The 14,965-nt window shown below is 69.0% G+C and carries 14 protein-coding genes; all 14 read left to right on the top strand.

The window, feature by feature from the left end:
* Positions 1 to 4: 4 nt before the first annotated feature.
* A complete protein-coding gene (locus ACY34I_RS29535) occupies positions 5 to 415 on the top strand; it encodes a WXG100 family type VII secretion target (protein ID WP_462758329.1) in 411 nt (136 codons plus the stop codon).
* A gap of 215 nt (positions 416 to 630) precedes the next feature.
* Positions 631 to 1,083, top strand: a complete 453-nt coding sequence (locus tag ACY34I_RS29530; RefSeq protein ID WP_462758328.1) for a WXG100 family type VII secretion target — start codon at positions 631 to 633, stop codon at positions 1,081 to 1,083.
* 259 nt (positions 1,084 to 1,342) lie between these two features.
* Positions 1,343 to 1,759: a hypothetical protein gene (locus ACY34I_RS29525; protein WP_462758327.1), complete on the top strand. Its 417-nt coding sequence runs from the start codon at positions 1,343 to 1,345 to the stop codon at positions 1,757 to 1,759.
* 214 nt (positions 1,760 to 1,973) lie between these two features.
* Complete coding sequence (locus ACY34I_RS29520; protein ID WP_462758325.1) at positions 1,974 to 2,393, top strand: WXG100 family type VII secretion target; 420 nt, start codon at positions 1,974 to 1,976, stop codon at positions 2,391 to 2,393.
* 127 nt (positions 2,394 to 2,520) lie between these two features.
* Entirely contained in the window at positions 2,521 to 3,942 is a 1,422-nt protein-coding gene (locus tag ACY34I_RS29515) for an RNA-guided endonuclease InsQ/TnpB family protein (protein ID WP_462758323.1), read from the top strand.
* A gap of 376 nt (positions 3,943 to 4,318) precedes the next feature.
* A complete protein-coding gene (gene eccD, locus ACY34I_RS29510; protein ID WP_462758321.1) occupies positions 4,319 to 5,725 on the top strand; it encodes a type VII secretion integral membrane protein EccD in 1,407 nt (468 codons plus the stop codon).
* A 1-nt stretch (position 5,726) separates the two neighbouring features.
* The gene (gene eccB / locus ACY34I_RS29505; RefSeq protein ID WP_462758320.1) at positions 5,727 to 7,058 is read left to right on the top strand and encodes a type VII secretion protein EccB; all 1,332 of its coding nucleotides are present in this window, start codon (positions 5,727 to 5,729) and stop codon (positions 7,056 to 7,058) included.
* Between the two features lie 120 nt (positions 7,059 to 7,178).
* Positions 7,179 to 7,493 carry a WXG100 family type VII secretion target gene (locus ACY34I_RS29500; RefSeq protein WP_462758319.1) on the top strand — a complete coding sequence of 105 codons (315 nt, stop codon included), beginning with the start codon at positions 7,179 to 7,181 and terminating at the stop codon, positions 7,491 to 7,493.
* A gap of 70 nt (positions 7,494 to 7,563) precedes the next feature.
* Entirely contained in the window at positions 7,564 to 7,851 is a 288-nt protein-coding gene (locus ACY34I_RS29495) for a WXG100 family type VII secretion target (RefSeq protein ID WP_148804830.1), read from the top strand.
* A 232-nt stretch (positions 7,852 to 8,083) separates the two neighbouring features.
* Positions 8,084 to 8,455: a hypothetical protein gene (locus tag ACY34I_RS29490; protein WP_148804831.1), complete on the top strand. Its 372-nt coding sequence runs from the start codon at positions 8,084 to 8,086 to the stop codon at positions 8,453 to 8,455.
* A gap of 2 nt (positions 8,456 to 8,457) precedes the next feature.
* Positions 8,458 to 11,373, top strand: coding sequence for a hypothetical protein (locus ACY34I_RS29485; protein WP_462758318.1), 2,916 nt, complete (start codon positions 8,458 to 8,460; stop codon positions 11,371 to 11,373).
* A gap of 75 nt (positions 11,374 to 11,448) precedes the next feature.
* Complete coding sequence (locus ACY34I_RS29480) at positions 11,449 to 11,862, top strand: YbaB/EbfC family nucleoid-associated protein (RefSeq protein WP_462758317.1); 414 nt, start codon at positions 11,449 to 11,451, stop codon at positions 11,860 to 11,862.
* Positions 11,859 to 12,188, top strand: a complete 330-nt coding sequence (locus tag ACY34I_RS29475) for a hypothetical protein (RefSeq protein ID WP_462758316.1) — start codon at positions 11,859 to 11,861, stop codon at positions 12,186 to 12,188. The genes ACY34I_RS29480 and ACY34I_RS29475 overlap by 4 nt, the downstream gene beginning before the upstream one ends.
* A gap of 102 nt (positions 12,189 to 12,290) precedes the next feature.
* On the top strand, positions 12,291 to 14,965 hold a 2,675-nt coding region (locus tag ACY34I_RS29470; protein ID WP_462758315.1), incomplete at its 3' end, for a hypothetical protein.

Here is a 14,965-nt window from a genome sequence, read left to right as displayed (position 1 = left end):
CATTATGGCAACCCCCAACAGAGGGGTCGTGGGCGGCGAGTTCGGCCTGATGGCCGACGAGGCGACCATCACCGGCATGGTCATGGCGTTCACCCAGGCCCAGACCGAGGCCGCCGACAGCTTTCGGAACGTCGTTGAGGCACAGGGCACTCTGCGGGCCCAGTGGCAGAGCGACTCGGCCGCGCAGAGGTTCCTTGAGGCCGTCAACCAGTGGCTGGCCGGCTTCCAGAAGGTCCAGGAGGGCCTGAACAAGCTCTGCCAGAGCATGGAGCAGTACGCGCAACTGACCACCACGACCGAAGACGACAACGCCATGCAGGCCGGCAGCTGGGCCACAGCGCCCAACCACCAGTTCGTCAGCGGCAATCGTGTCCAATGGCCGCCGACTCCACTCGACCGTCACCCGGCTCACTAACCGCAGGCATTGCGTGACCTGACGGGCGTAGCCGCTGGCCGCATCCGCGTGGCACAACCCAAGACCGGACCCGACCGGGCGGCGTCACGGCTGACCGCCCACCGGGTGCCCAACCGATCCGCCGCCGCGGCCCGACCCATCGGCCGGACGCGGTACACGCGGCCACATCACCCGACTTCCGCCGGCAGCGCCCCGAATGACGAACAAGGAAAGTCATGGCAGAAAAACAGTACGGGTACGTCACGCAAGGCATCACACTCCCGATCGCCGCCGATGAGGCGACCATCACCGGCATGGTCATGGCGTTCGCCCAGGCCCAGACCGAGGCCAGCGACAGCTATCGGAACGTCACAGCCGCACAGGGCACTCTGTCCGCCCAGTGGGTGAGCGACGCGGCCTCGCTGCGGTTCCTTGAGGCCGTCAACCAGTGGCTGGCCGGCTTCCAGAAGGTCCAGCCCGGCCTGAACATGCTCAACCTGAACATGGAGCAATACGCGCAACTGACCACCACGACCGAAGACGACAACGCCATGCAGGCCGGCGCCTGGGCCACACCAGATGGCCCCGCCCCGGTCACGCCCACGCCCAGGCAGCCGATGCCGATCGTCCCCGCGCAACCGCGCTGGGTGGAAAAAACTGTTTACGAGGAGCGTCAAATGAGTCACTAGCCGCAGGCATCGCGTGACCTGATTGCGGACAGCGGCTCGCCATCGCCCAGGCCATGCTGTGAGCCAGCCGGGCCGGGACCGTGCGCTCGCCGAGGAACCAGTGCCGGGCCGGCACTGGTTCCTCGCCGGAAGGGCGGTAAGGCCGCCGGTTGCCCAACCGATCCGCCGCCGCAGCCCGACCCACCGGCCGGACGCGGTACACGCGGCCACATCACCCACCTTCCGGCGACGGCACGCCGGATGACGAACAAGGAGAGTCATGGCAGAGAAACAGTACGGGTACGACGCGCGAGGCATCACACTCCCGATCGTCGCCGATGAGGCGACCATCACCGGCATGGTCATGGCGTTCGCCCAGGCCCAGACCGAGGCCAAGAACAGCAGCGCGAATGTCCAAGCCGCAGGCATAACGCTGCAAAACTCGTGGCAGAGCGACGTGGCCGTGCATCGGTTCCTTGAGGCCGTCCAGCAGTGGCTGGCCGGCTTCCAGAAGGTCCAGCACGGCCTGAACATGCTCAACCTGAACATGGAGCAATACGCGCGACTGACCACCACGACCGAAGACGACAACGCCGTGCAGGCCGGCAGTTGGGCTGCAGGGGACGGCCTGCTGTACGGCAGGGCCCAGAGGGTCCAAATGCCGATGGCCCCACTCGGACGGATCAAAGGTGAGTGACCGCCAATTGGCTCACTAACCGCAGGCGTTGCCTGACCACCCGCCGGGAGTACTGGTTCCTCGGCGAGCGCACGGTCCCGGCCGGAAGGGGGGTAAGGCCGCCGGTTGCCCAACCGATCCGCCGCCGTGGCCCGACCCACCGGCCGGACGCGGTACACGCGGCCACATCATCCGCCTTCCGGCGACGCGCGCCGGATGACAGACAAGGAGAGTCATGACAACCCCCAGCAACGGGATCGTCGCCGATCAGGCGACCATCACCGGCATGGTCATGGCGTTCGCGCAGGCCCAGACCGAGGCCAAGGACAGCTATCGGAACGTCGTAGCCGCAACCAAGGCGCTAACCGCCTCGTGGTCGAGCGACATGGCCGAGCCGAAGTTCATTGAGGCCATCAGGCAGTGGTTGACCGGCTTCAACACGGTCCAGATGGGCCTGGACCTGCTCAACCAGAACATGGAGCAGTACGCGCAACTGACCGCCACGACCGAAGACGACAACGCCATGCAGGCCGGCAGTTGGGCCGTAGCGACCGGCGGTGTCCCGGACGGTCCCGCCAACGGCTGGGTCCCCCGCACTCCGGTCAGTTCCATTGTGACCTACGAAAAGCGGGTCCCATCTCCAGACGGTGCGTGACCTGGCGCCGGCACCGTCCAGTTGCCGCAACTGGACGGTGCCGTCGTCGGGCCAGTGCGCACCGACCTGGCCGTAACGTTTGCCGGGTTGGCCACCCCGGGAAATTGTCGGACCCGTCGGGTTGGGTGTGGTTGTGCCTCGTCGTCGGGATCCTGCCGCGCCGCGGGTGGTGTATCGGACCGCTCGCGTGGCTCTGCGGGTGACTCCTGGGCAGCGGCGGCGGTGTTTCGGGCTGCTGCGTTCTGCTGGTGATGTGTGGGCGTGTGTGTTGGAGGTCAACGGGTGGCGGCGCCGCCGCCGGGATGTGCCGTTGACCGGTTATCAGGCGTTGTGCCGGGAGCTGTCCGCGTCGGGTCCTGGCACCTTCGCCGAACTGGACACCACGGGTGCCCGGTCGGTGCTGCGGCGGTTCTCCGATGCGTGGTTCGCGGCGGCGAAAGCCCGCAAGGACGGTGACCTGTCGGCGCGGTTCCCGCGTCGTCGGCGGGCGTTGATGCCAGTGCGCTGGCATCACGGCACCTTCACCCTCGACGGGCTGCGGGTGCGTATCCCGGTGGCCAAGGGCAGGCCGCCGTTGTGGGTCAGGTTGGCGCGGGAGGTGCCGTATCCGGCCGAGCAGGTCCGCTCGGTCACCCTGCTGTGCGAGGGTGGCCGGCTGTTCCTCGACGTGACCGCCGAGGTGCCGGTGGCGACCTATCCGCCGGGCGAGGGACCGGACCCAGGCCGGGTGGCCGGAGTCGACCTGGGGATCATCCACCCCTACGCGGTGGCCAGCCGTGACGGGGAAGGCTTGTTGGTGTCGGGGCGGGCGATCCGCGCCGAGCACCGCATGCACCTCGCCGACACCAAAACCCGCCGCCGCGCTGTGGCCTGCAGGGCACCGAAGCCGGGCCAGCGAGGGTCTCGGCGGTGGCGGAAATACCGCCGCCGGGCGCGGCTGGTGGAGGGCCGGCATCGGCGCCGGGTCCGGCAGGCCCAACACGAAGCCGCCCGCACGGTGGTGTCGTGGGCGGTGCAGCAGCGGGTCGGTGTGCTCAGGGTGGGTGACCCGCGCGGTGTGTTGGACATCGATGCGGGACGGCGGCACAACCTGCGGCTACGGCAATGGCAGATCGGCCGGCTGTTGCAGGTCCTCACCGACAAAGCGACCCTGGCCGGCATCACCGTCGACCCCGTCGACGAGCGCGGCACCTCCTCCACCTGCCCCGCCTGCCTACGGCGGGTACCGAAACCCCGCGGCCGGACCCTGACCTGCCCGCACTGCGCATTTTCTGGGCACCGCGACCTGATCGCGGCCGCCATCATCGCCACCCGCACCCCGGGCGGCGGACCCACCACCCCGACAGCCGTTGTGCTGCCGGAGGTGGTCACGCACCGTCGAGCCGGACGGCACCTGCCCGGTGCCGGCCAGTCCCGGCGTGACCCCCGCCGCCCACCCGTGGCGGCGAGAGGATCAGTTGGCCCGCGGAGGCCCGCCCCACCACCACCCGGTGGGGAGTCGCTCGCCCACACGGCGAGGATCCACAACAGTGCATCGGAAACCCGGTGAACGTTAGTGGACACCGCACTAGGTGTTTCATAGCGGGGGCTGACGGTTGGCCCTGATCAGGGTCGTGGGCGGGTCGGTGGTCGATACGCAGTGAGGTCTCCGGTAGATGGATCAGCGGCCGAGCGGGGCCCCTGCTGACGAGGGTCACGAGGCCAGGCCGTCGGCCGAAGTGGAGTAAACAGCAGCTCATCGATGGGATCCGGTGGCGGGTTCCGGTTGGACCGGAGGCCAGAGCGGGCCGGGAGTACTGGTTCCTCGGCGAGCGCACGGTCCCGGCCCGGCTGCTGCGGGCCGCCCGGCCGAGCGCGGGCGGCCACCCGCGGGAGGGCCCAAAAAAATCCGTGAACTCCAGTGACAGTGCAGGCGTGTTCGGGATATGAGCGCCGAGCGCGGGGAACTCTGCCGGCTGCTGGTCGTCGGACCGACCAGCCAGGTCGACGTGAGCCTGCCCACCCACATTCCGTTGGCCGACATGATGCCGGCCCTGCTGAGCGCGTTGGGACCGGATCTCGCCGATCGTGGGCTGGAGCACAGCGGCTGGATCGTCCAGCGGCTGGGTGGGCCGGCCCTCGACGAGTCGAGCTCTGTCGGGGATCTCGACCTGCTCGACGGCGAGGTCGTCCACGTACGCCCGCGTACCGACCAGATTCCGCCGCTGGCCTACGACGACCTTGTCGATGGCGTCTCGGCCGGCATCCGCAAGCGGTCCGGGCTGTGGCGGCCGCAGACGACGCGGGTCACCGCCCTGCTGCTGCTCGGCGCTTGGCTGGCCGCCTGGCTGGCCGCCGCGCGGATGTGGCCGGGCGCGCCTCGGGGCCCGGTGCTGCTCGCGGCGATAGCGGCGATGTGCTTCGTCGCGGGCTTCGCGGTGGTACGCAAGCTGGCCGACCGGGCGACGGCCGGCATCCTGGGCGCCGCCTGCGTGGCCGGGACGGTGCTCGCCGTGCTGGAGGCGGTGGCGCCGCACTCCCCGCTGGCTGGCGCGGCCGGCGCCTTCCTACCCCGGCTGATCTTCGTGGTTGCCAGCGCTGGCACCGTCGCCGCGTTGCTGGTGGCCGCGTTCGTCTTCCCGCGCACCGGCTGGCGGCCGGTCACCGTCGGCCTGCTGGTGGCGTGGCTGCTGGTCGTCGCCGCGCTCTTGCTGCGCACCAGGGCCACGCTGGACTGGACCACGATCGCCGCGATCGTGGTCGTTGTCACCACGGCGCTGCGCCCGGCGGTACCGGCGGCCGCCTTCAAGCTCGCCGGGTTCGCCCTGCCGGAGACGCCCGCCGAACCGGCGGACCTGCAGGAGAACATCGACCCGGAACCGGCCGCCGGGGTGCTCACCCAGGCCGCCGCCGCGGACCAGTTCATGACCGCCCTGTACGCGGCATTCGGGCTGGTCTCCGGGGCCGCGATGGTGTGGCTGGCGGCGGCGCCCGGCTGGGCCGCGCCGCTGGCCGCCTGGCTGGCCGCCGCCGCCCAGATCCTGGTCACCCGCCCGATGACGAGCACCTGGCACCGGTTGGCGCTGGCCGGCCCGGCGCTGGCCGCCATCTCGATCTGGTGCCTGACCGCGATCACGGATCGGGGTCAGCTCGCCGCCCAACTGGCCATCGGCTGCTGCCTGATCATGGTGGTGGTGTGCGGGCTGGCCGCGCGGATCCCGGTCGGCCGGCGGTTCAACCCGATCTGGGGCCGGATGGGCGACTTGGCGCATACCGCGGCGGTGGCCGCCCTGGCGCCGACCGTCGTGGTCATCACCGGCCTGATCGACGTGATCCGGGCGCGGGTGGGTTGACATGTCGTCGCGTCGGGACCAGGTGGACGCCCAGCGGTACATGATGGCCCGGGTGACCGGTGCGCTGGTGCGGGCCGAGCCGGAGGTTGCGGAGTCACCGACCCGCCGGGACCGCACCGGTACCTTCGCGGGCCTCGTGTTCGGGATCCTGCTGCTGGTCGTGGTCGCGATCTGGGCGTTGCTGCCGGGATCGGGCTCGACCAGTTGGCAGCAGCCGCGGATGCTGGTGGTGGACTCCTCGACCGGGGCGCGGTACGTGCTGATCAATGGCCAACTGCGCCCGGTCAACGACGTGGCAACGGCCACCCTGCTGGCCGGTGGTCGGCTCACCCCGGTCACCGTTTCCTCGTCCAAGCTCGCCGAGCTGCCGCGGGGCGCGGCGGTGGGTACCCCGGCCGGGCCGCAGGTCCTGCCCGCGGCCAACCGGGTCAACCAGGGCGTGTGGCGTGCCTGCAGCCGGGGTACCGGCCGGATCGTCCTGGACGTCGACGTGCCGGCGGCCCGCGAGCCGCTCGGCGGCGGGCAGGCGCTGCCGGTCACCGCGGGCGGGAAGACCTACCTGCTGTGGGGAGGGCGGCGGCTGCTGCTTCCCCAGTCCTGGATGGCCGACGTGCTGGGGCTGGGGCTGCTTGTTCCCGTGCCGGTGGCGACCACCTGGCTGGAGTTGATCCCGCTGGGCGGTACGGTCGGCCCGCCGAAGGTGACCGGGGCCGGCGGCGCCGGGCCGAGGGTGGCCGGCCGGCCGACGTCAATCGGCCAGCTGTTCGCCGTGAACATGGGCAACGGCACGGTCGGCCACTACCTGATGACCACCGACGGGCTGGCCCCGCTGACCGAGACCGAGTACCTGCTGCGGCGGGCCACGCCGGGCTCGGCCAGGGAGACCGCCATCACCGCGGCCGATCTGGTCGCCGCCGGCCAGCGCAGCCCGGTGCGCCCGCTGACCACGCTTCCGGCCACCCCGCCCGAACCGCCATCCCCACCCGAGGGTGCCATGGCCTGCGTGGAGTTCGCGGGGAAGGCCGGCGAGAAACCCACGGTCGTCCTGGCCACCGCGACCGGTACGCCGACCGGCGGCAGCGGCCGAAAGACTGCCGTGACGGTGCGGGTGACGCCGGGCGGGGGAGCACTGCTGATGCCCCGGGCGAGCGCGGACACCGATCGGTGGCGGCAGCAGGGCCTGCTGGTCAACGAGCGGGGCATCGCCTACCCGATCATGGGCGGCGATGTCACCACCCTGGGGTACTCCCTCGACCAGGCGGTGGTCATGCCCACCGCGCTGGTCGCCATGCTGCCCGCCGGGCCGGCACTGGTCCGGCCGGAAGGGGGGTGAGGCCGCCGAGGTGCCCAAACCCATCCGCCGCCCGCGGCTGACCCACCGGACGGGCGCGGCTGGCGAGATCACATCACACCGCCTCCGGCGACGCGCGCCGGATGACAAGGAAGGAGAGCCATGGCAAACCTCAACGGGATCGTCGCCGATCAGGCGACCATCACCGGCATGGTCATGGCGTTCGCCCAGGCCCAGACCGAGGCCAGCGACAGCTATCGGAACGTCACGGCCGCACAGGGCAACCTGGCCGCCGCGTGGCAGAGCGACGCGGCCGCGGGGAGGTTCCTTGAGGCCGTCAACCAGTGGCTGGCCGGCTTCGCGAAGGTCCAGCAGGGCCTGAACATGCTCAACCAGAACATGGAGCAGTACTCGCAACTGACCACCACGACCGAAGACGACAACGCCATGCGGTCCGGCGGCTGGGCCGCAGCCTGACCGCCGAACGTCCCGCCCACGAAACCCGGGCCGACAAAACCCGGACCGACGAACGTTAAGGAGGCCGAGGATGGCCAACTATGCCATCAATCCCGCCCTGGTACACAACGTCGCCGAGGAAATGCGCAGGGAAACCAGCGACCTCGACCGATCGCTGGAGAACCTCCAGCAGCATGTGCAGCGGTTCATCGACGCCAACAACGGCCAGGCACCGGAGGCCTACGCGCTGGCTCAGCAGCTGTGGAACCAGGGCCAGCAGGAAATGCGGCAGGCCCTGGCACTGGGCCAGACTCGCCTTGTGGAGATCGTCCAGAACTACGTCCTCGGCGACAACAAGGGCGCGGCCATCTTCACTTAGGAGACCGCTGGGCGCCGTGTCCTGAACCAGTGCATCTGATGCCTGTCCAGCGAAACTGACGCGACGGCAATCCTGCCGAGCCGATACCGGGTCAGATGCACTGGTCCGCAGCACCACCGGGTGGACCAGTGCATCTGACCCACCGCTGTCCATGGGCTTGCCCAGACCTTGGATTCCCCGAATCAATGCAGCCGAGTCCCCGCTGCGCCGACTCCGTCGAGAGGAATGCACGATGAAGAACATCGTCATCAACGAGAACTACCTGCGGAAGTTGCAGGGCATCTACACCAAGCAGGTCGATGAGATCGACCTGATGTACGGCAAGGACTACCCGTACGGCTCCCTGCCGGATTCGACGGTCGACTTCACGAAGCCGTTCAAGCTGCGCCTCGGCGGGAAGGGCTTCACCGAGGCGGAGGGCCTGACGGGGAGGATCGATGGCGTTCGGGCGGGCCTGGCCGCGCGCTTCAAGGGCGCGCGGGGCGAAATCAACATCCTGGAGTACGGCATCAAATTCCTGCTGGCCGACTCCGATGCCGTCGAACAGGCGAGCACGTTGAGCGCCGAGCAGTTCGATTACTTCATGCCCACTTCTGGGAGTTAGTGATGACGAACACCGCGACGTTCGAGGACGCCCTGGCGAGCATTCTGGGGCTGGTACTCGGCGGCGGAGACGGCGGGGACGCGGGTTCCATCAACAACGAGTACCGACCGCGGACCATCAAGGGCCCCGGCTACTGGCTGGTCAACCAGATCAGCCACCACACCCGTGTCGGCGGTTACATGCCCGCTTACGACAAGGACGCCGTCACCTTCTACAAGTGGAGGCAGGACGGGGCGATGAAGCACGTCACCCGGCTGACGGTGTGGGTGGGCGTGACCAACAACGAAACTCCTCAGGGGCAGACGCACAACACCACCAACCCGGGGGACGTGACCAACGCCGCTGGCAACCCGGTCGTCAGGCTCGGCAATGCGTGGGAACGCCTGATCGCCGACCTGCCCAAGGTGGCCGGACCGGGTAAGGCGTTCGACCCGGACTCGATCGGGTCCGTTCGCGAGATCCTGGGCAACCTGACGACCCACGCGATGGGGATCTCGGGTTCGCTGACCGACCAGATCAAGTCGGTGAACGTCAAGAACCCCGAATTCAAAGGCTCCGCCGAATCGGCCTGGATCCGTCGGGTGCAGGGCGCGAACAAGTTCCTCGTCGACGTCGATCCCCAGTTCAAAATCTGGGACACGACGCTGTCCCAGGTCGAGCAGGCAATGTGGGACTTCATCCACGCGGTGGAGGACACCTTCGACAGGTGGTACAAGATCTACCCGAGCGGCACCTGGCAGCACCCGTACCGGCTCATCGCCAGAATGTTCAACGAGAGCACTCTCGAGTATGGCGACCTGCACGATGGCCAGTCGAACGCCTGGGACCTGGGCCAGCAGTACGCCAACACCAAGCTGCAACAAAACCCAACACGTGGAGGAGAACAACCAGATAAGCCCGTCCTGTGGACGCCGCCGGCGTGGGTGAATTACCACCCGTTCGAGGCCTTCAGCGTCCCCGAGTGGAACAAGCTGGACCAGCATCTGCGCCAGATGTGGGCCAACCACGCCCTCGAAGCCTTCATGCCGGCGTTGGTCGCGGCGAAGATCCTCATGTCGGTGTTCGTCGATGCGCGAAACCCGATAAGCATCACCGACCCGAAGCCGGTAGCACCCCTGCCGATGCCCAACGACGTCGGGGCGATGCCAAACGGATTCCCCAACAATCCGTTCGGGAACATGCCAGACCCCTTCGCCAACTGGGGTAACCCCTTCGCCAACTGGGGTGACCCGTTCGCGAATATGGGTAACCCGTTCGCGAATATGGGTAACCCGTTCGCGAACATGGGTAACCCGTTCGCGAACATGGGCAACCCGTTCGCGAACATGGGCGGCGGCATGGGTAACCCGTTCGCCAATGGTGCCATGGATAATCCGTTCACCAATGGTGGCCCGGATGGTGCCTTTGTTGGTGGTGGCGGTGTGGGTAATCCGTTCACCAATGGTGGCCCGGGTGGTGCCTTTGTTGGTGGTGGCGGTGTGGGTAATCCGTTCACCAATGGTGGCCCGGGTGGTGTCTTTACCGGTGGTGGCGGTGTGGATAATCCGTTCACCAATGGTGGCCCGGGTGGTGTCTTTACCGGTGGTGGCGGTGTGGATAACCCGTTCACCAATGGTGGCGCGGATGGTCCACCTGCCGCGGGCGTTCTTTCTCCACAAAATCTGATCTCCAAGTCGGTCAAGCCGTCTGCTGGCGGCGGAGTGGACAATCCGTTCACCGGCGGCCCGGGCAGCCGCTTTCCGACCAGCGGTTCGCAGGCGAAACTCGGGCTGCCCGAGCCGCAGGCGTTGGGTGATCTGACGCCGGCCCAGTTGCGGCAGCTGGATTCGGCCGGGCTGTTGAACAATGTGCCGCTCACTCCTGAGCAGGCCGCCTACCTGCGAAAGAACGGCATGGCGGCGCCGAACGGCGCGACGAGGCTCGGTCAGCTCAATCCGGATCAGCTTGCCGCGCTGCAAAAGGGCGGGCTGCTGGACCGGACCCCGATCACCGACGCCCAGCGGGCAAACCTCGGGCTGCCCGAGCCGCAGGCGTTGGGTGATCTGACACCGGCCCAGTTGCGGCAGCTGGATTCGGCCGGGCTGTTGAACAATGTGCCGCTCAGTCCTGAGCAGGCCGCCTACCTGCGAAAGAACGGCATGGCGGCGCCGAACGGTACGAAGACGCTCGGTCAGCTCAATCCGGATCAGCTTGCCGCGCTGCAGAAGGGCGGGCTGCTGGACCGGATCCCGATCAGCGACGCCCAGCGGGCGGACCTCGGGCTGCCCAACCCGTCGGGGCAGTCTGGCGGGGGCGGATCCGTACCGGGGCTGAGGGAGCCGGGCAGGCTGCAGTGGCCTGACACCGGGCCGACGGCGCCGGTGGACAGAAATTTGTTCCCGACCACGGTCGACGGCAAGGCTGTGTTGCCCACGCCGGGCGCGAGCGGGAGCATCACTCCCCCGGTGCTCGGCAACGTCACCAAACCCGGCGCGGCCGTATTCCCGCACATGCCTGGGGTGCAGGTCGGTACCGGCGGCCTGTCGTCGGTGCCCGGCGTGTCCGGCTCGGCCGGGGCGCTGAGCCCGGACAGGTTGGGGCTGCCCGTCGGCGGCCCGGGTGGGGCCGGCTCGGGTGGCGGCGTGCCCACAGGCACGGTTGCTGGCGCTGCTATGCCGCAGCCTGGCTCGGGCGGTATGCCGTTCATGCCCCCCATGATGCCGGGCATGGGCGGCGCCCCCCATCAGGGGAAGGACCGCGATCGCCAGCGCAGCACCTGGCTGAAGGAGGACGAGAAGGTCTGGGGTACCGACCCCGACTGTGCGCCGGCGGTGATTGGCCGGCGCGGTCGTGACACCCGGGTCGAGGACGACGAGTTCGACACGCCTGACGAGCGTCCCGGCACCCCGGACGAGCGCCGCCGGTACCGGGGCCGTTGAACATTGTTGCGCCGGAGTGAACCGGCTGCTACGGACCAGCCGTGAGATGGCAGAGGAGGTAGTGGGATGAGCAGTTTGGGCGACGAGGAACTGTTGGCCGAGATGCGGGCGGCCCTGGATGAGGCTGAGGCCGCGGCCGACCGGGTGCGCCGGCGCGTGGCTCGGTCGAAGACCACTGTGGAGGACAGGAAGAAGCTGCTGTCGGTGACCGTGGGTGGGCAGGGCGAGCTGACCCGGATCACTTTCAACGGGGACGCCTACCAGCGACTCGCGCCGGCCGAGCTGGCCGACCTGATCGTGGCCACGGTGCGCACCGCTCGCGAGGGCGCCGAGCGGAAGACGATGGCCGGTACCGCCAAGTTGCTGGCTGACCATGCCGGGCTCGGCGACGTCGCGCGGTCGGCCACGAGCATGGAGGAACTTTTCGAGGGCATCATCGGCCTGGCTTCCGGCAAGGATGACCGGCAGCGGGGGAGGGCGGCGTCATGAGTGCAGAAGTGATCACCTTCAACGGGGATGCCCTGGCCCAGCGGGTGAAGTTGCTGGGGGATTTCAGGGATGAGCTGGTTGGGACGATAGACCCGCTAAAGCTCCTCGCCGAGTGCCGGTGGGCGGGGGACGACGAGCAGAGCCAGCTGGTTCGCGCGGCCGTGCTGCACCTCCTCGGGGATCTGGTGCTCGGGGTCTTCGGCCAACTGGCTAACGCGGCCGGATTCCAGGGCGAGAAGGTGGGCATCACCCGTCAAATCGGGGTCAACACTGAGGCAACCAACACGGAGGCGGTCCCGGAGATCGGCGGCGGTTACCGCGGCTGATCCGCACTGGAACGAGATGGTCGGAAGCGGGGGTGGCGGTCAGCGCGGCTGACTGTTCCGCGCGGGGTGCCCTGATTCGGGGCGGGGAAGGAGCGTTGCGCGTTGGCCGGCGCCTTTTCGACCGTTGAGCTCGACGAGAGTGCGTTGCGGGTTTTGGAAGGCTTCACCGGGTTCAAGTTGTCCCGGGCGAAGCTGCCGCTGTTGTGGAATGACATCGGCACGGCCGAAGTGCTGGAGCATCGGGTGCGTACGGTGCTGGGCCCGTTGCTGGAGCAGACGATCAAGGCGGTCGGGGAGGCGGGGGAGGGGGAGGTTTTCGACCGGTTCGTGGCCCAGACCGCTCCGTTTGTGAAGAAGCTGGCCGAGACGGCCGACCTGATACTCGCCGTGATCGAGGCGGAGAAGAAGTTCTTCCTCGAGACGGAGAGGGGCAAGCGTACGGCGGTCGCCATGTTTTCCTTCATGATGGCCGAGTTCGCCAGCATTTTCGCGATGTGGTTCTGGAATCCCGTGGGGGCGGCGGCACGCCTCGCCCAGACACGGTCGATCATCCAGACGATCCTGCGTTCGGCGTTGGTCCGCTCGGCGGCGAGCGGCACGGCTATGCAGATGTTGTTCATGCCGGGTTCCGCGCTGCTGGCCGAGGTGTCGATGATGACCGACGGTCTGCAGTCCGGGGTGAACTGGGGTGTGGTCGGTAAGCAGGCGGCGTTCGCGGGGGCGGTGGCGTTCCTCAGCACGGTGGCCGGGCCGGCGCTGGGCAAGGTCGCTGGCGCTGTCGCCGGCGCTGTCAGCAAGCTGGGCGTGTCGGATGCCACCAAGATTCTGTTGACCGATGTGCTGACGCGGCCCGTGACGGAGACCCTCGGGGAGGGGCTCTTCGGTATCGGTGCCAGCTTGATGGTCGAGGGGTACTACGACTTCAGTAATCTCCCTGCGGACCTTACTTCCGGGGCGCTCTCGGGGGCAGCGGGATCGCTCGGGGCCGCGGCCGGGGCCGCGGCCGGTCGCGCGGCCGGTCGCGGCGTGAAACAGCCCCAGGTGCAGGTGCCTCACATCGGTCTCACGTCGGACGGAAGGCCGGTCCTGCCGGTGGTGTCGACACCGGGTGTGGACCCGTCCACGGGGGACCAGACCGGGGTCGACGATCCGAAGGCTGTGGGTAGCGGCACGCAGGCCCTGCCGCCCACCCCGCCGCCCACCCCGCCGCTGCCGGCATCGAACCTGCCCACGCCGCCCACGCCGCCCACGCCGCCCACGCCGAACCTGAACCTGCCCACGCCGAACCTGGACCTGTCGGTGCCGTCGTGGTCGGTGTCGTGGTCGATGCCGGCCGCGCCGGCGCCGGAGTGGGTCGCGGCAGCTGGTGTGCCGGTGGTCGAGCAGTGGCAACGGTTCCAGCAGGATCTTGTGGACCGCTACGGTGGGCTGCTGGCCGGGGTGGCTCAGGCGGAAAAGAGCATGGCCGCGCTTGCCGTGCCGGTCGAGCGGGTTTTCGCCGAGTGGGTCGACGCCCGGCAGGGTGATCCCGCTGTTCGGGCTTTCCTGTCTGCGGTCGGTCTGCCCGACACCGCGCTCACCGAGGAGTATCTGACCGGTGTCCGGGAGCGGGCGGTGGCCCGGATGGCCGAGGCGTTGGCGTCCGCGGGCGAGCAGATCCCGGACGAGGTGCGGTCGGAGCAGGTGATCGCCGCGCTGCCGGCGGCGTTTGACCGGGAGGCGCTGGGCGCGGGCGCGCACCTGGCCGCCCAGTACCACATCGACCGGTACCTCGCCGCTGGCACGCCGTCGGCCGCTGGCACGTCGTCGGCCGCTGGCACGTCGGGGGGCGCCGGCGTGCCGGCAGGCGCCGGGGCGGCGGTACCGTCCGCTGCCGTGCGCGCGGCGGTCGAGCTTCAGGTGGAGCGAAGCGTCCGTGCGATCCTCGGTACCTCCGCACTGCCCCCCGTGCTGCCGGCCGTGCTGCCCGCTGTGGTGGCCAGTCCCGACGCCGCGCAGGTCAACGCCGTGGCGAACGTGGTCCGACAGACGGTCACCGACCTGCCCGCCCGTTTCACGGCCGTGACCATTCCCGACACCACCGCACCGCACACCATCCCGTTCCTCGCGGACACCCCGGCAAACCGGCGCACCGACGTGCCGACGGTGCCGGTAAGCCCTGAGCAGCACATCGCAGCCGCGACCAGCCTGGCAGAAACCCAGTTCCCCGCCCTGGCCGAAAAGTACGGCGTCGATCCGGCCAACCACGACACTCTCGCCGGATCCTTCCAGCGGGACTGGGTGGACGGCTACCACCAGGTCCTCACCCAGGCCGCCGGCAGCGCCACTCCCGGCACCCCCGGCATGCCAGGCACGCCAGGCACGGCTGGAACGCCCGGCACGACGGACGCGGCCAGCGCCCGTAGCACGGTGCCGGCTGGTGCTGCCTCCCGCGTCGACGACATGCCGATCCACCACAACGCCAACGCCAGCGACCGTGACAGCGCCAGCGACCGTGACAGCGCCAGCGACCGTGACAGCGCCAGCGACAGCGCCAGTGGCAGTGGCAGTGACACGTCTGTCTCCAGCGATGACGTGTTCAGCAACCTCGACACCAGCGACACGGGTTCGTTGAGTGAGGTGTTCTTGCGGGACGAGTCGCTTGGTGGGGTGCCTGGCAAGCCTGGACTCGGCGACACGGGTTCGTTGAGTGACGTGTTCTTGCGGGGTGAACCGGTCAGTGGCGACCCCGGCAAGCTTGGCGAGCCGGCTGTCGCGGCAACCGGGCCGGCCATCGG

The organism is Micromonospora sp. RTBAU3-60 (genome assembly GCF_054963695.1).
This window is presented reverse-complemented; position numbering and strand designations above follow the sequence as displayed.

Excerpts from the sequence above, each read along its gene's own strand:
- ACY34I_RS29535 (WP_462758329.1), top strand. The coding sequence starts at position 5 with ATGGCAACCCCCAACAGAGGGGTCGTGGGCGGCGAGTTCGGCCTGATG.
- ACY34I_RS29530 (WP_462758328.1), top strand. The coding sequence starts at position 631 with ATGGCAGAAAAACAGTACGGGTACGTCACGCAAGGCATCACACTCCCG.
- ACY34I_RS29525 (WP_462758327.1), top strand. The coding sequence starts at position 1,343 with ATGGCAGAGAAACAGTACGGGTACGACGCGCGAGGCATCACACTCCCG.
- ACY34I_RS29520 (WP_462758325.1), top strand. The coding sequence starts at position 1,974 with ATGACAACCCCCAGCAACGGGATCGTCGCCGATCAGGCGACCATCACC.
- eccD (WP_462758321.1), top strand. The coding sequence starts at position 4,319 with ATGAGCGCCGAGCGCGGGGAACTCTGCCGGCTGCTGGTCGTCGGACCG.
- eccB (WP_462758320.1), top strand. The coding sequence starts at position 5,727 with ATGTCGTCGCGTCGGGACCAGGTGGACGCCCAGCGGTACATGATGGCC.
- ACY34I_RS29500 (WP_462758319.1), top strand. The coding sequence starts at position 7,179 with ATGGCAAACCTCAACGGGATCGTCGCCGATCAGGCGACCATCACCGGC.
- ACY34I_RS29495 (WP_148804830.1), top strand. The coding sequence starts at position 7,564 with ATGGCCAACTATGCCATCAATCCCGCCCTGGTACACAACGTCGCCGAG.
- ACY34I_RS29490 (WP_148804831.1), top strand. The coding sequence starts at position 8,084 with ATGAAGAACATCGTCATCAACGAGAACTACCTGCGGAAGTTGCAGGGC.
- ACY34I_RS29485 (WP_462758318.1), top strand. The coding sequence starts at position 8,458 with ATGACGAACACCGCGACGTTCGAGGACGCCCTGGCGAGCATTCTGGGG.
- ACY34I_RS29475 (WP_462758316.1), top strand. The coding sequence starts at position 11,859 with ATGAGTGCAGAAGTGATCACCTTCAACGGGGATGCCCTGGCCCAGCGG.